At 60.5% G+C, this 24407-nt stretch carries 24 protein-coding genes; 17 read left to right on the top strand and 7 right to left on the bottom strand.

Going from position 1 to position 24407, the window contains the following annotated elements; genetic code table 11:
• Positions 1–128: 128 nt before the first annotated feature.
• Positions 129–1406, bottom strand: a complete 1278-nt coding sequence (clpX, locus tag J3A65_RS07325; protein ID WP_062453247.1) for an ATP-dependent Clp protease ATP-binding subunit ClpX — start codon at positions 1404–1406, stop codon at positions 129–131.
• 298 nt (positions 1407–1704) lie between these two features.
• Positions 1705–2337 carry an ATP-dependent Clp endopeptidase proteolytic subunit ClpP gene (gene clpP, locus J3A65_RS07320; protein ID WP_062453248.1) on the bottom strand — a complete coding sequence of 211 codons (633 nt, stop codon included), beginning with the start codon at positions 2335–2337 and terminating at the stop codon, positions 1705–1707.
• Between the two features lie 346 nt (positions 2338–2683).
• Here clpP and J3A65_RS07315 point away from each other — a divergent pair, with 346 nt between their 5' ends.
• From J3A65_RS07315 to J3A65_RS07305, 3 genes are all read left to right on the top strand, one after another.
• Positions 2684–3943: a GGDEF domain-containing protein gene (locus tag J3A65_RS07315; RefSeq protein ID WP_209900566.1), complete on the top strand. Its 1260-nt coding sequence runs from the start codon at positions 2684–2686 to the stop codon at positions 3941–3943.
• 92 nt (positions 3944–4035) lie between these two features.
• Complete coding sequence (gene ggt / locus J3A65_RS07310; protein WP_209900564.1) at positions 4036–5790, top strand: gamma-glutamyltransferase; 1755 nt, start codon at positions 4036–4038, stop codon at positions 5788–5790.
• A gap of 40 nt (positions 5791–5830) precedes the next feature.
• The gene (locus J3A65_RS07305) at positions 5831–7081 is read left to right on the top strand and encodes a cytochrome P450 (RefSeq protein WP_209900562.1); all 1251 of its coding nucleotides are present in this window, start codon (positions 5831–5833) and stop codon (positions 7079–7081) included.
• Between the two features lie 27 nt (positions 7082–7108).
• On the opposite strand, the gene J3A65_RS07300 is transcribed toward J3A65_RS07305, so the two are convergent.
• From J3A65_RS07300 to J3A65_RS07290, 3 genes are all read right to left on the bottom strand, one after another.
• Entirely contained in the window at positions 7109–7453 is a 345-nt protein-coding gene (locus J3A65_RS07300) for a cupin domain-containing protein (RefSeq protein WP_174195971.1), read from the bottom strand.
• Positions 7454–7460: 7 nt separating this feature from the next.
• The gene (locus J3A65_RS07295) at positions 7461–8762 is read right to left on the bottom strand and encodes an O-acetylhomoserine aminocarboxypropyltransferase (RefSeq protein ID WP_209900560.1); all 1302 of its coding nucleotides are present in this window, start codon (positions 8760–8762) and stop codon (positions 7461–7463) included.
• Positions 8763–8889: 127 nt separating this feature from the next.
• Positions 8890–9327 (bottom strand): CoA-binding protein, encoded by a 438-nt coding sequence (locus J3A65_RS07290; protein WP_209900558.1) that lies wholly within the window; start codon positions 9325–9327, stop codon positions 8890–8892.
• 406 nt (positions 9328–9733) lie between these two features.
• Between J3A65_RS07290 and rplM the strand changes: the two genes are divergently transcribed.
• The 4 genes from rplM to argC all read left to right on the top strand — a co-directional run bounded on the left by rplM (position 9734) and on the right by argC (position 12770).
• Positions 9734–10198: a 50S ribosomal protein L13 gene (gene rplM / locus J3A65_RS07285; protein WP_062453255.1), complete on the top strand. Its 465-nt coding sequence runs from the start codon at positions 9734–9736 to the stop codon at positions 10196–10198.
• Positions 10199–10200: 2 nt separating this feature from the next.
• Positions 10201–10665: a 30S ribosomal protein S9 gene (rpsI, locus tag J3A65_RS07280; RefSeq protein WP_062453256.1), complete on the top strand. Its 465-nt coding sequence runs from the start codon at positions 10201–10203 to the stop codon at positions 10663–10665.
• A 129-nt stretch (positions 10666–10794) separates the two neighbouring features.
• Positions 10795–11763: an agmatinase gene (gene speB, locus J3A65_RS07275; RefSeq protein WP_209900557.1), complete on the top strand. Its 969-nt coding sequence runs from the start codon at positions 10795–10797 to the stop codon at positions 11761–11763.
• 74 nt (positions 11764–11837) lie between these two features.
• On the top strand, positions 11838–12770 hold the full coding sequence (gene argC / locus J3A65_RS07270; protein WP_062453258.1) for an N-acetyl-gamma-glutamyl-phosphate reductase: 933 nt from the start codon (positions 11838–11840) through the stop codon (positions 12768–12770).
• Between the two features lie 34 nt (positions 12771–12804).
• On the opposite strand, the gene J3A65_RS07265 is transcribed toward argC, so the two are convergent.
• Positions 12805–13908 carry a COX15/CtaA family protein gene (locus J3A65_RS07265; RefSeq protein WP_209900555.1) on the bottom strand — a complete coding sequence of 368 codons (1104 nt, stop codon included), beginning with the start codon at positions 13906–13908 and terminating at the stop codon, positions 12805–12807.
• Positions 13909–14067: 159 nt separating this feature from the next.
• Between J3A65_RS07265 and J3A65_RS07260 the strand changes: the two genes are divergently transcribed.
• Together J3A65_RS07260 and J3A65_RS07255 are read left to right on the top strand one after the other, a co-directional pair.
• The gene (locus J3A65_RS07260) at positions 14068–14280 is read left to right on the top strand and encodes a DUF2842 domain-containing protein (protein ID WP_062453259.1); all 213 of its coding nucleotides are present in this window, start codon (positions 14068–14070) and stop codon (positions 14278–14280) included.
• A gap of 123 nt (positions 14281–14403) precedes the next feature.
• Complete coding sequence (locus J3A65_RS07255; protein WP_209900553.1) at positions 14404–15630, top strand: GNAT family N-acetyltransferase; 1227 nt, start codon at positions 14404–14406, stop codon at positions 15628–15630.
• Positions 15631–15666: 36 nt separating this feature from the next.
• Here J3A65_RS07255 and J3A65_RS07250 read toward each other — a convergent pair whose 3' ends face one another.
• Positions 15667–18000: an exopolysaccharide transport family protein gene (locus tag J3A65_RS07250; protein WP_209900551.1), complete on the bottom strand. Its 2334-nt coding sequence runs from the start codon at positions 17998–18000 to the stop codon at positions 15667–15669.
• Between the two features lie 296 nt (positions 18001–18296).
• On the opposite strand from J3A65_RS07250, the gene J3A65_RS07245 reads away from it, so the two are divergent.
• The 8 genes from J3A65_RS07245 to J3A65_RS07210 all read left to right on the top strand — a co-directional run bounded on the left by J3A65_RS07245 (position 18297) and on the right by J3A65_RS07210 (position 24197).
• Positions 18297–18818: a polysaccharide biosynthesis/export family protein gene (locus tag J3A65_RS07245; RefSeq protein ID WP_062454730.1), complete on the top strand. Its 522-nt coding sequence runs from the start codon at positions 18297–18299 to the stop codon at positions 18816–18818.
• Between the two features lie 7 nt (positions 18819–18825).
• Complete coding sequence (locus J3A65_RS07240) at positions 18826–19989, top strand: glycosyltransferase family 4 protein (RefSeq protein ID WP_209900549.1); 1164 nt, start codon at positions 18826–18828, stop codon at positions 19987–19989.
• 78 nt (positions 19990–20067) lie between these two features.
• Positions 20068–21606, top strand: a complete 1539-nt coding sequence (locus J3A65_RS07235) for an undecaprenyl-phosphate glucose phosphotransferase (protein WP_062453263.1) — start codon at positions 20068–20070, stop codon at positions 21604–21606.
• A complete protein-coding gene (locus J3A65_RS07230; RefSeq protein WP_245341493.1) occupies positions 21603–22856 on the top strand; it encodes an O-antigen ligase family protein in 1254 nt (417 codons plus the stop codon). Before J3A65_RS07235 ends, J3A65_RS07230 begins: the two co-directional genes overlap by 4 nt.
• Positions 22857–22913: 57 nt before the next feature.
• Entirely contained in the window at positions 22914–23207 is a 294-nt protein-coding gene (locus J3A65_RS07225; RefSeq protein WP_209900547.1) for a DNA-binding protein, read from the top strand.
• Positions 23208–23283: 76 nt separating this feature from the next.
• Complete coding sequence (locus tag J3A65_RS07220) at positions 23284–23433, top strand: hypothetical protein (RefSeq protein ID WP_092661949.1); 150 nt, start codon at positions 23284–23286, stop codon at positions 23431–23433.
• Positions 23434–23537: 104 nt separating this feature from the next.
• Positions 23538–23723, top strand: a complete 186-nt coding sequence (locus tag J3A65_RS07215; protein WP_062453266.1) for a hypothetical protein — start codon at positions 23538–23540, stop codon at positions 23721–23723.
• A 138-nt stretch (positions 23724–23861) separates the two neighbouring features.
• Positions 23862–24197 (top strand): hypothetical protein, encoded by a 336-nt coding sequence (locus tag J3A65_RS07210; RefSeq protein ID WP_062579960.1) that lies wholly within the window; start codon positions 23862–23864, stop codon positions 24195–24197.
• Positions 24198–24407: the final 210 nt, after the last annotated feature.

Genomic DNA, 24407 nt, shown 5'->3' with positions numbered 1-24407 from the left:
AAGCGGATTATCTTGCAACTCTTTGCAGTGCAAAAATCGTGTAATACGGCCTAAAACAATAGCCGAGGCTAAAACGAAAAAGAGGCCCCAATGGGGCCCCTTCTCAATGTTGCTATGACCGCTGAGGATCAGGCCGAAACGTTGGCCTTTTCTTCCTGCCTGTCGGCGTAGATGTAGAGCGGACGTGCATTGCCCCGCACCACATCGTCGGAAATGACCACTTCGCGAACGCCTTCCAGCGCCGGCAGCTCGAACATCGTGTCGAGCAGGATCTTTTCCATGATCGAGCGAAGACCACGAGCACCCGTCTTGCGGATGATGGCGCGCTTGGCGATCTCGCGCAGCGCGTCCTCGTGGAACGTCAGTTCGACGTCTTCCATCTCGAACAGGCGCTGGTACTGCTTGATCAGCGCGTTCTTCGGCTCCGACAGGATCTGGATCAGCGCATCCTCATCGAGATCCTCGAGCGTTGCCAGAACCGGCAGACGACCGATGAATTCCGGAATGAGACCGAACTTGACCAGATCTTCCGGTTCGAGTTCGCGCAGCACTTCGCCAACGCGACGATCGTCCGGAGACTGGACGGATGCACCGAAACCGATCGAGGTCTTCTCGCCACGGGCCGAGATGATCTTGTCGAGACCGGCAAACGCGCCGCCGCAGATGAACAGGATGTTCGTCGTGTCGACCTGCAGGAATTCCTGCTGCGGATGCTTGCGACCACCCTGCGGCGGAACCGATGCAACCGTGCCTTCCATGATCTTCAGAAGCGCCTGCTGGACGCCCTCGCCCGACACGTCGCGGGTGATCGAAGGGTTGTCCGACTTGCGGGAGATCTTGTCGACTTCGTCGATGTAGACGATGCCGCGCTGGGCGCGCTCGACATTGTAATCAGCCGACTGAAGCAGCTTCAGAATGATGTTTTCCACGTCTTCACCGACATAGCCGGCTTCCGTGAGTGTCGTCGCGTCGGCCATCGTGAAGGGCACGTCGATGATGCGCGCGAGCGTCTGGGCAAGATAGGTCTTGCCGCAACCCGTCGGACCGACGAGCATGATGTTCGACTTCGCAAGCTCGACATCGCCGCCCTTTGAGGCATGCGCGAGACGCTTGTAATGATTGTGGACTGCGACCGACAGAATACGCTTGGCCTGCTTCTGGCCGATGACGTACTCGTCGAGGACCTTGATGATGTCCTGCGGCGTGGGAACGCCTTCACGGGACTTCACCATCGAAGACTTGTTCTCTTCGCGAATGATGTCCATGCACAATTCGACGCATTCATCGCAGATGAATACGGTCGGGCCGGCAATCAGCTTGCGGACCTCGTGCTGGCTCTTTCCGCAGAAGGAGCAATACAGGGTATTCTTGGAGTCGCCGCCGTTGCCGCCGCTGACTTTGCTCATATCACTTTCCTTCCAGCACTCCGCCTATCCGCCTGTCCAGACGGTCGCGGTCAACTTTGTCGCTGTCGACACGCGCGGACGCTATGCCGCGCCTGTCTTCGCTCAAGGGGTACTCTACCGGCCTCAAACTCGCTTTCGCAGGTCCAGAATGACCGGCTGCAACGAAACCCCTAAGACGCCAATGCTATGTCATAAACACTCAACACAGCCTTAATAGGTACTAATAGCGCGTTCCGTGCCACTTGAAACCCCCGAAATCACTCAAATCCGGGTGAGCAGCACGGATGCCACTATTGCCTCAAGATGCCGAAACGCCTTCCATTTCCTGACGCGTGGTCAGGATCTTGTCGACGACGCCCCAGTCCTGAGCTTCGTCGGCGGTCATGAAGTGGTCACGATCGAGGGTTTTTTCAACTTCCTCAAGCGTACGGCCGGTGTGCTTCACGTAAACGTCGTTTAAACGGCGCTTCATCTTCAGAATGTCGCGGGCATGACGCTCGATGTCGGATGCCTGGCCGGTAAACCCGCCGGACGGCTGATGAACCATGATGCGCGAGTTCGGCATTGCAAAGCGCATGCCCTTCTCGCCGGCGCACAGCAGCAGCGAGCCCATGGATGCGGCCTGGCCGATGCAGAGCGTCGACACGGCCGGCTTGATGAACTGCATCGTGTCGTAGATCGACATGCCGGCGGTGACGACACCACCTGGCGAATTGATGTAGAGCGCGATTTCCTTCTTCGGATTTTCGGCCTCGAGGAAAAGCAGCTGGGCGCACACGAGCGACGCCATGTAATCTTCCACCGGACCGGTGACGAAGATGATGCGCTCCTTCAGGAGGCGCGAGTAGATATCGTAGGAGCGTTCACCGCGATTGGTCTGCTCAACGACCATCGGCACCAAGGCCATTGCGGTATCAACTGGATTTCTCATGTCCGTCCTTTGTCAAATGCATCGCCGAAGGCGGCGATGCGCTCCGGAATCATTGGAATGGGTTATCTCCTACATAGAGTGTCACCGCCGGGTACTTCAAGACGGAGAGCCCGATATCCTTAATCGGCTTGGGATGCGCGAGGCTGACCGATAATGCAACAACTCTCATATACCAGAGGCAAAAGAGAAGTATCGACGGCCATCCAAGCATTTTTGATCGAGCAGGGTAAAGCAGATATGAATAAATGACAGCATTCTAATCAAAATAACCGACGCAAAACAGCAACGCAGCCTTAAAGACTTGGCCGCATACTGAAGCGGCCGGGAATGAATGACGGAGCTGGACGTGGATATCTTGACGGGTCTGTTGATCTGGGCCGCTGAAGCGGTGACGCTCGCCGTCCTGCTCTTTTCACGCTGGTACTATGAGCGCGAACCACTTTATCTCAGCTGGGGCAGCGGCTTCGCTGTGCACGGGATTGGCGCAGCTCTGGTCGCAATGCGCGGCGACATTCCGGACTTCGTTTCGATCGAGGTCGCCAATACCATGGTTCTTGCGGGTATCGGCCTGTGGGCTGCGGGCCTGATGCAGCTCGACCGCCGGCCCGTGGAACCCTATGTTGGCATTCCGGCCCTGATCTGGATTGCCGGGATGTTTCTAGACCCCGTCCGCGGCGACTTCGCCAGTCGCGCCATCCTTCACCACGTCGCGGCCATGGTCGGTCACGCCATGATCATCGGCATTCTGCTTTACCATCGCGGTCCGCCCAGCATCACCCGTCGCGTGTTTGCCAGCGTCATCGGGATACAGTTCTTCTCCTGCGCGCTGATTGTCCTGATGGTGTTCATCGGTAGACCGGATGCGCTTGTCGCTGCGTCGCATTCGCCGTGGCTCTATCTCCCGACGGCTTTCGTCTTTGTCGGCAGCATCGTCTGCGGGGCGCGACTCCTGACCGAGCGGTCCGAGCTGACCCTGAAAGAGCTGGCGCGGACCGACCCGCTGACCGGCGTGCTCAACCGCCGCGGTCTGCTGGAAGAGTTTCACCGGTCGAAGGGCGTTGATGCGGTGGATGGCAGCATGATTGCTTTCATCCAGTTCGATCTCGACGTGTTCAAGCAGATCAACGACGTCTACGGTCATCAGGCCGGCGATGACGTGCTCTCCGCCTTTGCACGGATTGGTGCGGCGGCTCAGCGCGGCCGCGGCTCGTTCGGACGCATGGGCGGCGAGGAATTCGCGTCTATCATCCGCGTTTCCGATATGGTCGAAGCAGCCAGTATCGCAGAGGCAATCCGCTCGACGCTCAGACGCCATCCAATCAGTGTCGGCGAACACAGGATAGCCGTGACGGTCAGCGCCGGCATCTCGCTGTGCTCCACGAAGGACGCTGATATCGACGCGTTGCTAACCGCTGCCGACAAGGCTCTTTACGTGTCGAAGACCAGCGGCCGCGACCGCACCGCTGTTCATACGGATCAGGAAATCATGATCGTACCGTCAACGGATTTTGCGTCCCCAACCCCATTTGCCGCAGATCCTTTCGAAGACATCAGCGTGTCCCAACAGGTGGCGTCGCTGAAACGCATCGTCGTCCTCAGCCAATAGTGCCGTTGCCCACGACCGCCTAAAGTCTTGCAATGGCGCGACAATGCTCCACACTCTCTCCGAGCAAATTCAAAAATGCGGAGAGACATGCGATGCTGAAGCAAATTTCCGGGACTGTTCTTGCCGGTTTCCTCACGATCTCGGTAGCATTGGCGCAGCAGGCATCGGACAGGACCGCGCCGGAAAAGGCTTCGGCAGTCAGGTTGGCAAAGCGGGTCGAGACGAAGCGCTACATGGTCGCCGCCGCCAATCCGCTCGCCGCGGAAGCGGGTCGTGCAGTGATCGAGAAAGGCGGCAGTGCTGCCGATGCGCTGGTTGCCGTGCAGACCGTGCTCGGCCTCGTGGAACCGCAGAGTTCCGGCCTCGGCGGCGGCTCCTTCCTAGTCTATTACGACGCAGCCTCGAAGAAACTGACAACGTTAGACGGCCGCGAGACGGCGCCGATGGAAGCGACGCCAAAGCTCTTTCTCGACGATCAGGGTCAGCCGTTGAAGTTCATGGCAGCCGTGGTCGGCGGTCGGTCGGTCGGCACGCCGGGCACGGTGCGGCTGCTGGAGACGGTCCACCGTAAATACGGCAAGGCGAACTGGGCGGGATTGTTTACTGCCGCCGAGCGCCTCGCCACTGACGGCTTTGAGGTCTCGCCCCGGCTCGGCACGCTGCTTGCGGCCGAAGGTGACAAGCTGAAGACCGATGACGCTACGATCCGCTATTTCTTCGACGATGGCGGCGCACCGCTGAAAATCGGCACTCTCCTCAAGAACCCCGCCTATGCAGAAACGCTGCGAACGATCGCATCTGGCGGCGCCGATGCCTTCTATTCCGGCCCGATTGCGCAGGCGATCGTCAAGGCCGTGCGCGAGGCAAAGGGCAATCCCGGCGTTCTCTCGCTGTCCGATTTCGCCAATTACAGGATCAAGGAGCGGGAACCGGTCTGCCTTGCCTATCGCGCTCTCGATATATGCGGCATGGGCCCACCCTCCTCCGGTGGCGTTGCCGTCGGCCAGATGCTGGGCATTCTCGAAAACTTCGATCTGAAGGGGCTCGGGCCGGACAATGTTGAAAGCTGGAGGCTGATCGGCGATGCGCAGCGTCTGGCGTTTGCGGACCGCGAAAGATATCTGGCCGATCCAGATTTCGTGCCGGCACCGATCAAGGGTCTCCTCAAAAAGGAATATCTCGGCGAACGGGCAAGACTGCTCGACACGGACAAGGCACTTGCCAAGGATGCCGTGACGGCTGGCGAGCCGACCTGGGATCACGCGCTCCTGTTCGGCCGCGGCGAGGCGATCGAACTTCCCTCCACCAGCCATATCTCAATCGTCGACAAGGACGGCAACGTCGCCAGCATGACGACGACGATCGAGAACGGTTTCGGATCGCGGCTGATGGTCAACGGGTTCCTGCTCAACAACGAACTCACCGACTTTTCCTTCAAGACGCATGATGGCAGACTGCCGGTCGCCAACCGCGTCGAGCCGGGCAAACGCCCCCGCTCCTCGATGGCGCCGACGATCGTGATGAAGGACGGCAAGCCGCTGATGGCCATCGGGTCGCCCGGCGGCAGCCAGATCATCGGATATGTGGCGCAGGCGCTGGTCGCCTATATAGACTGGGGCATGCCGGTGGAGCAGATCGTCGCCCAGCCGCATCTGATCAACCGTTTCGGGACATACGATATCGAAGCCGGAACGCGGGCCGAGACGCTGATGGAGCCGCTGAAGTCACTCGGCTACGAGGTGAAGGCCGGTGAAATGACGTCTGGCCTGCAGGCAATCGAGATCACCGACCGAGGACTTGCGGGAAGTGCCGATCCGCGGCGCGAGGGTATCGCGACAGGCGAATGACGGGCTTTCGTGGGCCCGCGGATTGAGTTACCCATTCCACATGACCGCGATCCCCGATTTCCTCTGCATCGATCCAGAAACCCGCCGCGTCTCGCTGGATGGCCGCAACCCGGCCTTCTACAGCGATCCGAACCGTGTTTACGGGCTTTTGCATCAGCACTGTCCGACGTTCTTCTGGGAGGAGCAGCGGCAGTGGTTCTTCACCGGCTACGACCATGTGAACCTTCTCCTGCGCGACCGCCGATTCGGCCGGCAGATCCTGCATGTCGCCAGCCGCGAGGAGCTGGGCCTCCCCGAGCCGGAAGCGCATCTTGCGAATTTCGACCTGGCCGAACGATACTCGCTGCTGGAGATCGAACCGCCGGAACATACGCGGCTGCGGACACTGGTAAACCGCGCCTTCGTCTCCCGTCATATCGAAAAGCTGAGGCCGGAGATTACCGAGCTTGCGGAGCGTCTGATCGACGCGTTCGACGGCCAAGGCCGGGTGGAACTGCTCTCGGCCTTTGCCGACATCATTCCCGTGACGATGATTGCCCGGATGATCGGAATTCCGGACGAGATGGGGCCGCAGTTGCTGAAATGGAGCCATGCCTATGTCGGCATGTACATGTTCAAGCGCTCGCGGGAAGACGAACATGCGGCGGACAGGGCGGCCGGGGAGTTCGCAGCCTATGTGAAAACGCTGATTGCCGAGCGCCGCAGGGAGCCGCGCGAAGATCTGCTGACCCACATGATCCATACGGAGCACAAGGGCCAGTATCTGGCCGATGACGAACTCGTCTCAACCACGATCGTGCTCTTGAACGCCGGCCACGAGGCGACCGTGCACCAGATCGGCAATTCGGTTCGGGTGATTTTGGAAAGCGGTCTCTCGCCGGCCGAGCTCTTCCGCGACGAGGCCGCGACGGAGCGGACGGTGGAAGAGACGCTGCGGCTGTGCGCGCCCGTCCATATCTTCCAGCGCTGGGCGCTCGAAGACGCGGAAATCGACGGCGTTTCCCTGAAGCGTGGCGACAAGGTGAGCCTGATCCTCGCCGCCGCCAATCTCGACAGCAAGAAATTTTCAGATCCGCTGACGTTCAAGCCGGATCGTCAGGAAGGCCAGAACCTGTCCTTCGGCGCCGGCATCCACTTCTGCATCGGCGCACCACTGGCGCGGCTGGAACTGAATACCGTTCTGCCCATCCTGTTTCGCCGCCTGCCCGGCCTCAAACTGGCCGGGGTGCCGACGGTGAAGGATGTCTACCATTTCCACGGGCTGGAGCGGCTCGATCTCACCTGGGGGTAGGAGCAGCCGGAGGACCCGCCGTCAGGCTTACAGCCTGATGACGTAATCCTTGCGGGTCGTCTCCACCACTTCCCAGGTGGCAACCAGACCTGGCCGCAGAACCATGCTGTCGCCGGCCTTCAGATGCAGCGGTTCTGCGCCTTCTTCGGTGATGATCGAGTAGCCGAACTGGATGTGGAAATATTCCCACTCGTCATAGACGATCTTCCACTTACCCGGCGTCGCTTCCCAGACGCCTGCATAGATGCCGCCGTCGGCCTCCTCGAAATTCCAGGTGAGGAATTTCGGATCGCCGAAGATGACGCGGTCGGGCGCGGGTGCGCCCTCCTCCGGTTCGATTGCGGTCAAATCGAATGTCAGCCAGTTCTTCATGAGTGTCTCAAGTCCTTGCTAATGCTTGGTCGAGGTCGGAGATCAGGTCTGCGACATCCTCGATGCCAACAGACAGGCGGACCACGTCAGGTCCGGCACTGGCAGCAATCTGCTGCTCCTCGGTGAGTTGCCGATGGGTGGTCGATGCCGGGTGGATGACCAGCGAGCGGGTGTCGCCGATATTGGCAAGGTGCGAGAAGAGCTTGAGGCTCTCCACGAAGATCTTGCCGGCCTCGTAGCCGTTCTTCAGGCCAAAGGTGAAGACAGCGCCGGCACCATTCGGCGAATAGCGCTTCTGCAGAGCATTGTTCGGGTCGTCAGGCAGGCCGGCGTAGTTCACCCATCCAACCTTCGGATGGCGGCTCAGCCACTCGGCAACCGCAAGCGCATTATCGCAATGCCGCTGCATGCGCAGCGAGAGCGTCTCGATCCCCGTCTGGATCTGGAAGGCGTTGAAGGGCGAGATGGCCGGCCCGAGGTCGCGAAGGCCGAGCACGCGCGCGGCGATCGCAAAGGCGATGTTGCCGAAGGTCTCGTGCAGAACCATGCCCGAATATTCCGGCCGCGGCTCGGACAGGACCGGGTAGTTGCCGGAGCGCGACCAGTCGAACGTGCCGCCGTCGACGATGATTCCGCCCATGGAATTGCCGTGGCCGCCGAGAAATTTGGTGAGCGAGTGCACGACGATATCGGCGCCGTGTTCGAGTGGCCGCACGAGATAGGGGCTCGCCATCGTGTTGTCGACGATCAGCGGGATTCCGAAACGCTGGGCCACCTCCGAAATCGCCGCGATATCGACGAAGGTGCCGCCGGGGTTTGCCAGGCTTTCGACGAAAATCGCCTTGGTGCGATCGTCGATCTCGTTTTCAAAACTTTCCGGATCGGCGCTATCGGCCCAGCGCACCTGCCAGCCGAAATTCTGAAACGCGTTGCCGAACTGGTTGATCGAGCCACCGTAAAGCTTGCGCGCCGCGACGAAGTTGTCGCCGGGCTGCATGATCGTGTGGAAAACCAGCAGCTGCGCCGCATGGCCGGACGCGACGGCAAGGGCTGCCGTGCCGCCTTCGAGCGCCGCCACCTTTTCCTCCAGCGCGGCCTGCGTCGGGTTCATGATGCGGGTATAGATGTTTCCGAATTCCTTCAGCCCGAACAGAGCGGCTGCATGTTCGGTATCCTTGAAGACGAAGGACGTGGTCTGGTAGATCGGCACCGCCCGGGCGCCGGTCGTCGGATCGGGCTCGGCGCCGGCATGAACAGCGAGCGTTGAAAATCCGGGATTGCCGGAACTGCGTGAATTCGGGTTGGCCATGCCGGTCTCCTCTAGGGTCGTTTCATCACAGCAGAGCCTGCGGGCCGACGGCGATCAAGAAATATCGTTGCAGCATTCGCAGCGATTGCGAAAAGAGTCCGCGAATTACCTGCCCCGCTCCCTTACCCTATCCGAGAAGACGGGCAAGCCTTGGGTACTCGATCGCCGGGCAGCGATCCATGATTACCTGGATACCGGCAGCCTCCGCCTTGACTGCGGCCTGATCGTCGCGGACGCCAAGCTGCGCCCATATGACCTTGGGCGGCTGATCGAGCGCCAGTGCTTCGTCCACCACACTATCCAGATATTCCGAGGCGCGGAACACATCGACCATATCGACGGGTTCGGGCACATCCGCGAGGCTCGCATAGACCTCCTGACCTAGGATCTGCTTGACGGCATGGCCGGGATTGACCGGAAACACCCGGTAGCCGCGCTGCAACAGAAATCCCATGACGCGGTTGCTGGGCCGGTCGGGATTGGGCGATGCGCCGACCAGCGCAATCGTCTTCGTGCTTTTCAAGACGCCAGCGATGACGTCGTCGTCATACCGATCGTGAGCCATGGTTCTAATCTCCTCATGCAGTCACCTGGACATAGGAAAGCAATGGAAATCTTCCAACTCGGTTCCGGAATCACATTTTCCCACCAGCCAGGCGTCCGGCCTGCTGCGGCTCAAACCAAGGTATCCCTTCTCAAGAAGTCGTGTAAGAGACGAAACACCGGCCGAATATTTGTGAGGTATTATTTTACCTCATCAGTAAGTCGTTCTAAACGTTGAGCTATTTTTCCGACCGCTCCGGGCCGGCTGCTTGACGCTTTTTAGGCTCCGTCGTATAAGCCGCCCAGATCGCGGACCTCTCGAAGGCCCGCTTTCTTTTTTGTCGGCATAGCCGAGCAAATCAAGCAACAAAAAACGCCCTTACGGCCGGTCTTCCGGTGGTCTTGGGTTCAGATGAGAGAGAAAAACAATGTCAACCTTCGTTCAGAAGCCTGCAGAGGTGGAGAAGAAGTGGATCATCATCGATGCCGAAGGCCTCGTTGTCGGTCGCCTCGCCACCCTCGTTGCCAATCGCCTTCGCGGCAAGCACAAGGTCACCTACACACCTCACGTCGACGACGGTGACAATGTCATCATCATCAACGCTGAAAAGGTTGTCCTGACCGGCAAGAAATACACAGACAAGAAGTACTACTGGCACACCGGTTACCCGGGTGGCATCAAGGAGCGTACTGCACGCGCCATCATCGAAGGCCGCTTTCCTGAGCGCGTCGTCGAAAAGGCGATTGAGCGTATGATCCCGCGCGGCCCGCTCGGCCGTCGCCAGTTGAAGAACCTGCGTGTATACGCCGGCTCCAACCATCCCCATGAAGCGCAGCAGCCGGTCGCTCTCGACGTGGCATCGCTGAACAGCAAGAACGTAAGGAGCGCCTGATCATGGCCGATCTTTCCTCTTTGAAGGACCTCGCTCCGGCTGAAAGCCAGGCACCGGTTCACGTCCGCAAGGTCGATGCACAGGGCCGTTCCTATGCAACCGGCAAGCGCAAGAACGCGATTGCCCGCGTTTGGGTCAAGCCAGGCTCCGGCAAGATCATCATCAACGGTCGCGACTTCTCGGCGTATTTCGCCCGTCCGGTTCTGCAGATGATCCTTCAGCAGCCGCTGGTTGCCGCTGCCCGCACAGGTCAGTTCGACATCATTGCCACCGTCACCGGTGGTGGTCTTTCCGGTCAGGCCGGTGCCGTTCGTCACGGCGTCTCCAAGGCCCTCACCTACTTCGAACCAGGCCTTCGCCCGGTTCTGAAGAAGGGTGGCTTCCTGACCCGCGACAGCCGCGTCGTCGAGCGTAAGAAGTACGGTAAGGCGAAGGCCCGCCGGTCCTTCCAGTTCTCGAAGCGCTAATCGCTTCAAGACTTTGCATTTCGAAAGGCGGGGCTTCGGCTCCGCCTTTTTCGTTTCGGGCTTTCTTCATTGCGGGTCTTGTCATCCCGGCACTCCCACTGCACTTTCTCTGCGATCCGGGAGAATGCAATGGCTTCAAAATCCATCGACAACGCCTTTACCGCCAAGTCCCTGCGCGATGCTGCCACCGACCCGACCTATGCGGGCGCGCTGTCCTTCATGCGGCGGCGCTATACCAAGGACCTGATAGGCGCCGATGCGGTCGTCCTCGGCATTCCCTTCGATGCTGCGGTCTCCAACCGGCCAGGCGCCCGGTTCGGACCCCAGGCCATTCGCCGGGCCTCGGCTATCTTCGACAACGACCCGCAATATCCGTTCTCGCGTGATCTCTTCGAAGCCATGTCCGTGATCGACTATGGTGACGTCATGCTCGACTACGGTCATCACTGGAAGACGCCGCGGCTGATCGAGGCCGAGGCGACGAAGATCATCGAGTCGGGCGCGTTTTTGCTTTCGCTCGGCGGCGATCATTTCGTCACCTGGCCGCTCTTGAAGGCGCATGCGGCGCGCCACGGCCCCCTCGCGCTCGTGCATTTCGATGCCCATCAGGATACCTGGAGCGACGATGCTGACGAGGCCGGCGACATCGAACGGATCGACCACGGATCGTTCGTGGCGCGCGCCGTGCGACAGGGCGTGATCGAGCCGCAGGATTCGATCCAGATCGGCATCCGCACTCATGCGCCTGAGGATTTCGGCATCAGGATCATGCTCGGCCATGAGGTGGAGGACCTGAGCGCCCAGGCCATCGCCGACGCGATCCTTGCTCATGTCGGCGACCGCCCGTGTTACCTCACCTTCGACATCGACTGCCTTGACCCGGCTTTTGCACCCGGAACCGGCACGCCAGTTGCGGGCGGGCCGTCTAGCGCGAAAATCCTGTCGGTGCTGCGCAAACTCGGCGCCCTCGATATTTGCGGCGCCGACGTGGTGGAGGTGGCACCGGCCTATGACCATGCCGATATCACCGCCATTGCCGGGGCAACGGTTGCGATGTATATGCTTGGCCTGCGCGCGGAGCGACTTTCCGCCCGCTGACACATTGAATCAAGCAGCTGGCAAACTGATTCCGGCTCTCACCCCAAGGCACTGACATTTCAGGGATAATGACCATGACGGCAAAGATCTTCATCGACGGCGAACACGGCACGACAGGGCTGCAGATCCGCACCCGTATGGCCGACCGCCGCGACGTCGAGCTCCTGTCGATCCCGGAAGCCGAACGGCGCAACGCGGCGATGCGCGAGGACCTGCTCAACAGCGCCGATATCGCGATCCTGTGCCTGCCGGACGAGGCTTCGAAAGAAGCCGTGACGATGCTTGCCGGCAACAACAACGTGCGGGTAATCGACACCTCGACCGCCTACCGGGTCGATCCGAACTGGGCCTATGGTTTCGCCGAACTGGACAAGGCACAGGCCGACAAGATCAAGGCTGCCCGCAACGTCGCCAATCCCGGCTGCTATCCGACCGGCGCGATCGCGCTTCTACGTCCGCTGCGCGCTGCCGGTCTCCTGCCCGACGGCTACCCGGTCTCGGTCAATGCGGTGTCCGGCTATACGGGCGGCGGCAAGCAGCTGATCGGCCAGATGGAAGACGCGTCACGCGAGGACGCCATCTCCGCCAACAACTTCCTCTACGGCCTGACGCTGAAGCACAAGCACGTGCCCGAGATGAAGGAACATGGCCTGCTCGATCGCGCGCCGCTGTTCTCGCCGTCCGTCGGCCGCTTTGCGCAGGGCATGATCGTGCAGGTGCCGCTGTTCCTCGAAGACCTCAAGGATGGTGCCACGATCGAGAGCATTCATAGCGCTCTCGGCGCCCACTATGCGGGACAGGATATCGTCACCGTCGTGCCGCTCAACGAAAGCGCGACGCTTGCCCGCGTCGATGCCGAGGAACTGGTGAATACAGACCGGATGAAACTGTTCGTCTTCGGCGCGGCTGGCAGCCCGCATGTCAATCTTGTGGCGCTGCTCGATAACCTCGGCAAGGGTGCCTCCGGTGCCGCTGTCCAGAACATGGACCTGATGCTGTCGGCCTAACCATTCCGAATTTGAAATCAGAGCCGCGGTGAACTCAGTTCGCCGCGGCTTTTCCGTCTTCAAGTGCATATTCTCCGACATAGCCACGCAGATGGGTGATGGCATAGCCGAGGACAACAAGCGCGCCGCCCTGATGCGCCAGCGCCAAATCCAGCGGCACCTGATAGACCAGCGTCAGGATGCCGATCACGGCCTGCAGACAGACCAGCAGGAACAGGATGACGGCGCGTCCGGTGTGGACAGATCCGGGCGTCTTCGACAGCGAGACGACCATATGGACCAGCGCTGCTGCCAGAAGCACATAGGCGCCGCAGCGGTGGACGAACTGCACGGTCTTCGGGTTTTCGAACAGATTGATCCACCAGGGATCGCGCAGAAAGAGGTCGGCCGGAACGAAGGCGCCGTCCATCATCGGCCAGGTGTTGTAGCTGAGACCGGCGTCCAAGCCTGCAACGAGTGCGCCGAGATAAATCTGGAACAGCGCCAGAAACGCGAGGCCGCCGGCGGCGATATAGGAGTGACGCGTCGGGGCTGCGCCCTGCTTCTGGGGCGTGAGGCCGCGCATGATCCAGACGCAGGCAGAAAAGATCAGACAGGCGATGACCAGATGTGTGGCGAGGCGGTATTGCGACACGCTGACGAGCTTGGTGAGGCCCGACGACACCATCCACCAGCCGACGAAGCCCTGAAATCCGCCAAGTGCCAGCGTGCCGACCAGCGGCCAGCGCAGACGTTTCTCAATGCGACCGGTCACCCAGAAGAAGATCAGCGGCACAGCGAAGACCAGGCCGATCGAGCGCGCCAGGAACCGGTGCGCCCATTCCCACCAGAAGATCGTCTTGAATTCGTCCACCGTCATGCCGGCATTGACCAGCTGGTATTGCGGAATGCGCTGATAGAGCTCGAACTCCTCCTGCCATTCGGCCGCATTGAGAGGCGGAATGACGCCGTGGATCGGTTTCCACTCGGTGATCGAAAGGCCCGAATCGGTCAGCCGGGTCGCGCCGCCCACAAGGACGAGACAGAAGAGCACGAAGACGACGAAGCCGAGCCAGATACGCACCGATCTGCGGTCGCGCACGCGGCGTCTTGCTGCGGGATGGATGACATCGATGATGACGCTATCAGTCGCCGACATGCGGAAACTCCTGTCGCTCGAAGAAAGATCAGCCTTGCACGCGCTTGAGAGCACCATGCGGGCGGTAATCTTTCCGCTCCTGGCGTTGATTTGCCCCAAGGACACGTGCAAAACAAGCCCCGATGCTTTGCGGCATCGCGTCGCGGGAGGAGAAACGCGTTGGTCCCACGCCTGAGAAGTTTCATCGGCACGATCATGATCATCGTGCTCGTCATCGTCTACGCGCTGGCTGCAACCACGGTCGCGACGCTGTTGCTCGCGACATCGCCGTGGTGGGTGCATTTCCTCTACTTCCTGCTGTCGGGGCTTTTGTGGATCCTGCCGGCCATGCTGATCATCAAGTGGATGGCGGGCGCACGGCCGAAAGTCTAGGTTATGCCTGGGTTCACCCCGCATTAACCAGCCGTGATAGTATTGGCGGCGGGCGACACAGCAATAAACAGATTGTTGGTGCACGCTGCCTATTCTCCCCGCTGAAAGACAGCGGAGCGCGCCATGCAAACCTCGAGACTGATTGAAGAGCTTGCGCCGGCAGGGACATCGGGATCGCCTTCCCGTGAGACTGTCCCGTTGCGTTTCGCGCAGATCGAAATGGCAGTCACGACGGACATGGCGGATCTGAAGTCCGACTGGCACCGTCTGCAGGCGATCAAGCTCAATTCGCTGCATCAGGGTTTCGACTGGTGCGAAGCCTGGGCGAAATCCCAAGGTCGCACGCTTGCAGTCGTCGTCGGTCGCATCGACGGTCGCGCCGTGTTTATCCTGCCGCTCGATATCGTGCTTGAAAAAAGCATCCGCGTCGCCCGCCTCCCCGGCAACCATTACAACAATCTCAATACCGGCCTGTTCGATCCGGCACTCGAGGTGGCTTCCGCTGCCGAGCTGAAGCCGTTCCTGCACATGCTGCGCACGGCGCTTTCTCCTTACGCCGATCTCATGGTGCTCGATTGCGTGCCGCTCTCCTGGCGCGCCAGTCGGCATCCGCTGAGTGCGCTTGCGACGACCGAGAACCAGAACCATTCGTTCCAGCTGCCGCTTTTTCCGAATTTCGAGACGACGCTGGCACAGCTCAACGCCAAGACGCGGCGCAAGAAATTCCGCTCACAGAGCCGCAAGATCGAAGCTGCCGGCGGCTACGATCACTTGATCGCGCTAGACGGGGACGAAAAGCACGCGCTGCTCGATACGTTCTTCCGCCAGAAGGCGGCACGGCTGAAGATGTTCGGCCTGCCCGATGTCTTCCACGCGTCCGAGATCCGAGAGTTTTTCCATCGCCTGATGGACGCGCCGACTGATGGGACAGACACGTCGCTCACCCTTCACGCGATCCGCATGCGGGGTGAGCACGAGGGACATGTCGTGGCTATCGCCGGCGTGTCGCGCAAGGGCGACCATGTGATCTGCCAGTTCAGCTCCATCGACGACAGCATCTGCCCCGAGGCAAGCCCCGGCGAGTTGCTGTTCTGGCTGATGATCGAGAAAAGCTGCCGCGAAGGCGCGGCACTGTTCGATTTCGGCGTGGGCGACCAGCCCTACAAGCGCAGCTGGTGCAGCCAGGAAACAGTCCTGCACGATATCCTCATCGCCATCACCCCGAAGGGTTCCGTCCTCAAACCGCTGATGGTTCTGGCAACGAGGGCGAAGGCTGCGGTGAAGCACAACCCGCGACTTTACGCTCTTTTGCAGAAACTGCGGGCCGCCAAAACGAACAAGGCGGCCTGAAAGCCGCCTTGTAGATCGTGGTTCATGCGGTGTGGCTCACGCCACCTGTCGTCCAGCCTTGCGCGGCGAACTGCGGTCATTGGCGTCAGACATTACCAGCAGGTTGCGAATTCCCTCGCCTTGGAAGTCCTGGACGATCTTTGCGACATCCTCTTCCTTGAACTCAGGCACGGAGAGAATGACCTCCGCCTTTTCGTTGCGGGTCAGTCGCGACAGCATCGGCGCTTCCGCCGGGCCGCATTCGATCAGCACCAGATCATAGGCGTCTGCGAGTGCATCGACGACCATCGGCAGCCGATCGGCGCCCCGCATGGCGCGAACCGGATCGGCAGAACCGAACGGGATGATATGCGCATCCGAGAGACGGTCCGGGTGGATGGCTTCCCCGAACGCAACCTCGCCGCACAGCAGATCGGTGATGCCGGCAAGTTTGACGTCCTGCGCCATCAGCCGTGTCGGGCAAGCCGAGCCGGTCATGTCGATCAGGGCGACGGTGCGACCGCGCTCCGAAATTTCACGGGCCAACATCACGGTCGCCGTCGAGCCTGCATCGCCACCGGGCGACACGACCAGGCCGATCGGCACCGCACGGCGCTGGAGGTAGCGGGCAACGGACGCGATCGTGAAGGATTCCTCCTCCCCGTCGTTCGCCGGCGGCGCCACGGCAATTTCTTCGACCGGTGGCTCGGCAGCGATCGAAGCCTCCTGCTTCTGATCAACTTCCGCGCCCTTCGCGGCAGCGGAATCCTTGCGGGAGGCAGCCAGCATTTCCTTTGCCGCCGCGAACAGTCTGTGTTCACGCTTTGGCCGATCCGCAACAGTTTCTGCCGCAACCGGAGCTGCGGCGGGTGTTGTTGCAACCAAAGCGCCTACAGGGGTCGGTTCGGGCTCGGCCGGGGCCGGGGCCGGTTCGACCGCAGGCGTTGCGACCTCGTGTGGGGTCAGCAGGAAATCGTCCTCGCGACGGCGATTGAGAGGGCGGAGCGCTCGGCCGCTGAACAGTTCGGCGATGATGACGACCAGGCAGCTGACGATCAGTGTCGCAAGCGTCGCCACGATGACGATCGGGATGACCTTCGGAAAGAAGGGTTCCGACGGTTCGACCGCGCTCGACACGATCCGGGCATCCGCAGGGCTTGAATTGGCGTCGCGGCGCGACGTCGCCTCGCGGTAGCGCACGAGATAGGTTTCGAGCAGCTGGCGCTGGGCAGACGCTTCGCGTTCCAGGGCCCGCAGCCCGACTTCCTCTTCACCGGCCTTGGCCGAATCAGCCTTCAAGCCGTTCATCTGCTGCGTCAGCTGACGCTCGCGGAGCCGTGCAATCTCTCTCTCGTTGTCGAGGCTTGCCAGGATCTTCTGGGTTTCACGCTCGATCTGCTGATTGATACCGCTGAGCTGCGCGCGAAGTCCCCGAAGACGCGGATGGTTGTCGAGCAGGGATGTCGAGAGATCATTGATCTGCGCCTGCAAATTGGTCTGGGTTTCCTTCAGACGCTGGATGACCGCCGATCCCGCGACGTCCGCCAGCGTGTCCGAAGCGCGGCCGGCTCTCAAACCAGCGCGGACGTTTTCCGAACGGGCCTCGGCATTGGCGAGATCGGCGCGAACGCGGGCAAGTTCGGTCGATATATCGTTCAACTGCTTGCTGGAAAAACTGTTGGCTTCGCTGGTCTGGAAAAGGCCGTTCGAGGAGCGGTAGTCCGCCACCTTCTTTTCGGCATCGTTGACGCGGGTCGTCAGGTTGGCGATTTCCGGCTCCAACCAGCGGGCGGTTTCGGCATGGGTGTCGACCTTCGAGCCACTCTGGATCTGAAGATAGGCTTCGGCCATCCGGTTCGGCACATCCGCCGCGAGCTTCGGATCATGCGAGGCAAATTCGACGGCGATGACGCGCGAGCCCTCGACCGGATAGACCGACAGCTTTTCGCGGAACTTCTGGATGACCCGGTCTTCCGGATCGATCGCCATCGGATCCTGCTTCAGGCCGACCATCACCAGGAGGTCCGGCAGTGCCGACTGTCCAGCCGGGTCGAATTCCGGGCGATCGGAAAGCTTCAGATCGCGCGCAACCCGCTTGATGAGGTCGGTCGATTGCAGCAGCTGGGCCTGGCTGGTGATGTTCAGCGTGTCGAGAACCGGATCGTTGGAACTGCCTGCCCCTTCCCCGCCGGAGAGGTTCGGCGATCGCGATTCGATCAGCAGCCTGGTTTCGGCCTTGTAGCTGGGTTTGATCAGCGAGGCGCCGACCAGCGCCAGCGCGCCCGCCGCGATCGTCACGGCGAGGATCTTCGCCTTGCGTTCCCAGACGGCCGCGATGACCTGCCTGAGGTCGATATCCACATCCTGATGGCCGCCGTTTACGCCAGACATTGCCCGCTCCAAACTGGTCTATTTGGGCGGACAGTAAATTATCATGGTAACGCTACAGTTAATGAGCCGCGGCTTCGAAGAAAAACCGGACTCTGATCTTGCAGGCATTATTTCCGAGGGTCGTCGCGCCTCTCTTTACCGGGCATTAACCCTAATGGATCGATAACAGGCTCGAAATCGTCGAACCACCACCCCGAGCCTGGGACGCGAACATGCTATTCGCCCAAGACAAGAAAAATCCGACGCGCAACCAGCGCGCCAAAACCGTTCTGGCTCTTGCGGCGGCAGCCGTTGCGATGACGCTGTCGGGCTGCGCCTCCTACAAGCCGGCTCCCAAAAGCTTTCAGGAAGCGACGATCCAGCCTTACCGGCTGGACAGCGGCGATCGGCTGCGTGTCAGCGTCTTCGAACAGCCGAGCCTTTCCAACACCTATACCGTCGATCAGGCCGGCTATATCGCCTTCCCGCTGATCGGTCAGATCACGGCCCGGGGCCAGACCATGCCGACGCTCGAGGGTGCAATCGCCGCCAAGCTCAAGCAGGGCTATCTGCGCGATCCCGACGTGACGATCGAAATGGATCGTTACCGCCCGGTTTTTGTCATGGGCGAAGTCGGACGACCCGGACAGTATTCCTATGTGCCCGGCATGACGGCACAGAACGCCATCGCAATCGCCGGAGGCTTTACCTCTCGCGGAAACCAGCGCGATGTCGACGTCACACGCAAGATCAACGGCGAGGTCATCACGGGCCGTACGACGATTTCCTCACAGGTCCTCGCTGGCGACACGGTCTACGTCCGCGAGCGGCTGTTCTGACATCATCATGTCGGCTGAGGCCCCTCCCTTGCGCATCCTCCATTGTTTCAGGTCGCCCGTCGGCGGGATCTTCCGCCATGTGCGCGACCTGGTGGATGAACATCGGGCTGCCGGCCACGAGGTCGGCATCCTCTGCGACAGCTCGACCGGTGGCGAGCACGAGGACAGGTTGTTCGACACGATCCGGCCGCAGCTTTCGCTTGGCCTGACACGAATTCCGATGCGCCGTTCGATCGCTCCTTCCGATCTTGCGGCACTCTACAGAAGCTACAAGCATATCAAGAGCTTGCGGCCGGACATATTGCACGGACACGGCGCCAAGGGCGGCGTTCTGGCGCGATTGATCGGCTCAGCCTTGCGGGTTAACAGGTATTGCGTGGCCCGCCTCTATTCGCCGCACGGCGGCAGTCTGCATTTCGACCGGTCCAGTCTTTCGGGCAAGGTCGTGCTGCAGCTCGAACGGTTCCAGGAACGCTTCGGCGATGCCCTGGTCTTTGTCTGCGATTACGAGCGCCGCACCTACGAGGAAAAGGTCGGAAAACCGCTCAAGACTGCGCGCGTGATCTATAACGGCATTGGCGAGGCCGAGTTCGAGCCGGTCCCGTCGGTCATTTCCGCGGTCGACTTTCTCTATATCGGCATGCTGCGCGACCTGAAGGGGCCGGATGTCTTCATCGACGCCTTTGCCCGAACGGAACGCGCGGTCGGTCGGCCGCTCTCGGCGCTGATGGTCGGCGACGGTCCGGACCGTGAGCGCTATGAAGCCATGATTTCCGAACGTGGCCTTGGCCGCCGGCTGACGATGATGCCGGCCATGCCCGCCCGCAAGGCGTTTGCCCTTACAAATTTCGTCGTCGTTCCGTCGCGGGCGGAAGCGATGCCCTATATCGTGCTGGAAGCGCTCGCCGCCGGGAAGCCTGTCATCGCATCGCGTGTCGGCGGCATTCCCGAAGTGCTGGGAGTGAAAAGTGCGGCCCTTGCCGTCCCCGGCGACGCCACAAGCCTTTCCGACGTGATGACGCAGGCACTGCAGACACCGGAGTGGCATGACCGCGTCATGCCGAAGCCGTCCGATTTTAAGGCAGTGTTTTCCGCCTCCGTTATGGCGGACGACATGCTTCACTTGTACCAGGATCTACTCGGCCAAATCCCTGACCGAAGGTACAGCTAAAGGCTTCTTTAGCTTCTTTTTGCTACTGGACTGAGACTACTTCTGCGCCTTCGCGGCAGCTGAGTCGAGGATCCTGGCATGAGCCCGCTGAACAAGCCCGATGAATTCGACGTCGAAAGCCTTCGCCGCAAGGTCTCAGAGATGCGTGCGAGCGAGGAGAAGGAAGCGGGCGCGGTCCTCAATCCCTTCGCACGCCAGATCGCCCAGCAGTTCCGCGAAACCAGCTATTCGCCATCCCTGCTGGTCGGACTGATCCGGCTTACCGAATTTGCCGCGATCCTGATTGTCGGCCTCATCGTCGACCTGATCTACGGCGCGACCGAGATGTCGCTTTCCCGCCTGGTCATCATCACCTTCGGTTCTGCCATCACGCTTCTGCTTCTGCAGATTGCCGACACCTATCAGATCCCCTCCCTGAGGTCCGCCAACAGGACCTTGAAGCGGGTTCTCATCACATGGGCCTTCGGTTTTGTCCTGACCAATCTCGCGCTCAGCTTTGCCGCGGGCGGCTGGGTGCCCGTGACCGGTCTCATCGTCTGGTTCTCCGTCAGCTGCGTCGTCCTTGCCGCCGAGCGGCAGGCGATCGCGCTTGGCATCCGCCACTGGGCGCGCAACGGCGTTATGGAACGCCGCGCCGTAATCGTCGGCGGCGGCGAACCTGCCAAGCAACTGGTGCGCGCCCTGGAACGCCAGTCGGATAATGACATCCGCATCTGCGGCATCTTCGACGACCGCAACAGCGACCGCTCGCCGACCGTCGTTGCCGGCTACCCGAAGCTTGGTACCTTTGCCGAGCTTGTGGAATTCTCGCGCCTTGCCCGTATCGACATGCTCATCATCGCGCTTCCTGCCAGCGCCGAGCAGCGTATCCTGCAGCTTCTGCGCAAACTCTGGGTTCTGCCGGTCGATATCCGGCTTGCGGCGCATGCGAACCGCCTGCGCTTCCGCCCACGGGCCTATAGTCACGTGGGCACCGTTCCGATGTTCGATATTTTCGACAAGCCGATCCGCGACTGGGATTCGGTCGCAAAGCGCATCTTCGATATCGTCTTTGCCGTGTTCGCGATCGCCTGCCTCTGGCCCGTCATGCTGGCTGCCGGCATTGCCGTGAAGCTCAGCTCGAAAGGGCCGATGCTGTTTCGCCAGAAGCGCCACGGCTTCAACAATGAGATCATCAACGTTCTCAAATTCCGCTCGATGTACACGAGCATGAGCGACCAGACCGCGATCAGGGCCGTGACCAAGGGCGATCCGCGGGTCACGCCCGTCGGCCGGTTTCTGCGCAAGTCCTCGATCGACGAGCTACCGCAGCTGTTCAACGTGCTGAAAGGAGAGCTGTCTCTCGTTGGTCCCCGTCCGCATGCGGTCAGTGCCCAGACTGGCGAACGCAGATATGTGGACGTCGTCGAAGGCTACTTCGCCCGCCACCGCGTGAAACCCGGCGTGACTGGCTGGGCGCAGATCAACGGACTGCGCGGCGAGTTGGACAGCGACGAAAAGATCCGTGCCCGCACCGCCCACGATCTCGACTATATCGAGAACTGGTCGATCCTGTTCGATCTCAAGATCCTGTTCCTGACGCCGATCCGGCTTCTCAACACGGACAATGCATATTGACGACGCTGGCCGCACATGAGACCCGGCCGTTCAACGTCCAGCTGGCCGTCGTCGCCCTCGTGGCAAACGGCATGCTGGCCTTTGGCGTCTTTCTGTCCGGCTTCGTCATGTCGGAGCCTGCCCCTTACGAACTGATGATGGTGGCCCAGATCGGCCTCTGGTTCCTGTTTGGGCTCAGAATCTCGCGCACCGTCGCGATGCTGATGGCGATGCTGCTGATCTTCAACATCAGCGGCCTGTTTTCCATCTTCGTGATGAAGGATTCGTCCGGCGCCGGTATGTATTATGCGGTCTCGATCTTTCTTGCGCTCACCGCCGTGTTCTTTGCAGCGGTCATAGAGAACGACCATCGGCGGCTGAAGATCATCTTTCATGCCTGGGTGGCGGCCGCCATCATCACGGCCACTCTCGGCATCCTCGGCTATTTCGACGCGTTTCCCGGGGCCCATGTCTTTACCCGCTATAACCGCGCCATGGGCGCCTTTCAGGACCCCAACGTGTTCGGCCCCTATCTGGTCGGCCCGCTCCTCTATCTCCTTTACCGCATGCTGACCGGCCCGGTCATCCGTACCCCCCTTCTCATCCTCGGCATGCTGGTGCTGGCGATCGGCATCTTTCTGTCGTTTTCACGCGCGGCCTGGGGCCTCCTGCTGTTCGGTGCCATCGCACTGATCGTCCTCATGCTCCTCAAGGAGCGCACGACGGCATTCCGCCTGAAGATCCTGGTCATCTCGATTTGTGCCGGCGTGGCACTCGTGCTCGCCCTTGCGATCGCTTTGCAGATCCCGCAGATCGCCGACCTGTTTTCCAACCGTGCGAAACTGGTGCAGGATTACGACGGCGCGCGGCTTGGTCGCTTCGAGCGGCATAAGATCGGCTTCCTGATGGCGATGGAGCGACCGCTCGGCATGGGACCGATGGCGCTTGGAAAAATCTTCGGCGAAGACGAGCACAATATCTGGCTGAAGACACTCACGACCTATGGCTGGGTGGGTGCGGTGACGTATCAGATCATGATCTGGTCCAGCCTGTGGATGGGTTTCCGCTATATGCTGCGCGAGAGGCCGTGGCAGCCTTTTCTGATGATTGCATGGGTCCTGATCCTGGGACATGCGATGATCGGCAACGTCATCGACACCGACCACTGGCGGCATTTCTATCTCTCGCTCGGCATTCTCTGGGCGTGCGTCGCCCTGGAAAACCGCTATCAGCGAAACACCACTGCCGCGATGCAGCCGTTACAGGCCTGAGTTGTTGCCTCTAGCGCAAGTCCTTGACATTGGATCGCGTTGCGCCAGATTTCTCGTATGTTGACCGCATCACAAATTCGCGCTGCGCGCGCACTCACCGGCATCTCGAAAGACGCGCTTTGCGCCGCTTCGGGCCTGTCCTCCGTCGAATTCGACAACGCGGAGGCCCATGACGCCCTGCCCGACCCAACCATCAGTGAGAGACTGAGGGCATTCTTCGAGACAAGGGGCGTTATATTCCTGGCAGCCGGCGACGGCGGATCCGGAATGGGACCGGGTGTGAGACTGAGGCAAGACGGTCAGGAAGAGGGCATGCGTCCCGAAGATCTCAACGCCGCAAACGACGATTGAAAAAAACCTGAAACTCGCTGGAACATATTGAGCTCATAGGCGTTTCCCGGCCAGAATTGCATAGTCGGGGAAATTCATGACGCGTTCCAATAATCTGTACTTCATCATCGGCGCTCTCGTTGTTCTGGTCGTCGGTCTGGGGTTCTATGTCTACCGCGAAGAAACCAAGCCTAAGGGCGTAGAATTCAGCATCGGCCAGGATGGCGTCAAGGTCGAGGAAAAGTAGTTTTTCCGGGAAAACCGAGCTTAAGAAGTTTCTCTATTAAACGTCGTTTTTATATGCACTGGATATTGGAGGATACCATCCTCCAATATCTGTGAGGGGGCACAATGTCGCATATTACACCCGTCGATCTTCAGCAGTCCGGAATGAAGAAGGTGTGGAGCGTAACTGACTTCGCCCGCCGTTACCGTCTCGACAAGGACGAGGAAAACCGTCTTCTGCAGCTCCTGGGGTCGTTTGCTTCCGAGCAGGAGCTTCTGATGAATGCGAGCCGGACAGCGCGTTTTCGCTAACGCGAACTACTATCACGTCTGCTACGCCTATACTTGCTAATTGATCGCAGGCGGAACTTTACCACTCACAAATCAGTTACATCCCCGTGAATATCTTGCGCCGCAGGCCCTGCCACGGCTCCATACACGGAGGATACAATGATCAATGTTTTCGCAAAGGCAGGCCTGGCCTTGGCCTTGTCCGTCTGCACCCTTGGTGCGGCCACTGCCCCGGCATCGGCCCAAGACGTACAGCTGCGCATCGGACCTGACGGCGTGCGCCCGGTGATCCGCGACAGGGATCGCGATTACGACAGACGCGATCGCCGCATGGGCTGCAGCCCTGGCGAAGCACGCGCCGCCGCTCGCGACGAAGGCTTCCGTCAGACGGAGATCGTCCGCGCCACTCGCCGCAGCATCACCGTCCAGGGCATGACCCGTCGGGGTCCCGACCGGATCACCTTCGCCAATCGCCCTGGTTGCCCGGAAATCTAAGACTGACTGAAAAGGCCCCGCAAGTGCGGGGCCTTTTTTGCTCGAGCTATATCTCGACAACAGCGGCAAAAATGAAAAAGGGTCAGCTCGTGTCTCGGAGCTGACCCTTTTAGGTCGAAATGCACTGGCCGTTACCGCCAGAAATCCAGAACTTAGAATACGAATGCGTAGAGCAGCACGATTACAAGGATCGGAACGCCCATCGCCCAA

The organism is Rhizobium sp. PvP014 (genome assembly GCF_017876855.1).
In the GTDB taxonomy this organism is placed as follows: Bacteria; Pseudomonadota; Alphaproteobacteria; order Rhizobiales; family Rhizobiaceae; genus Neorhizobium; species Neorhizobium soli.
The sequence above is the reverse complement of the archived record's forward strand: the minus strand, read 5'-3'. Positions and strand labels throughout refer to the sequence as shown.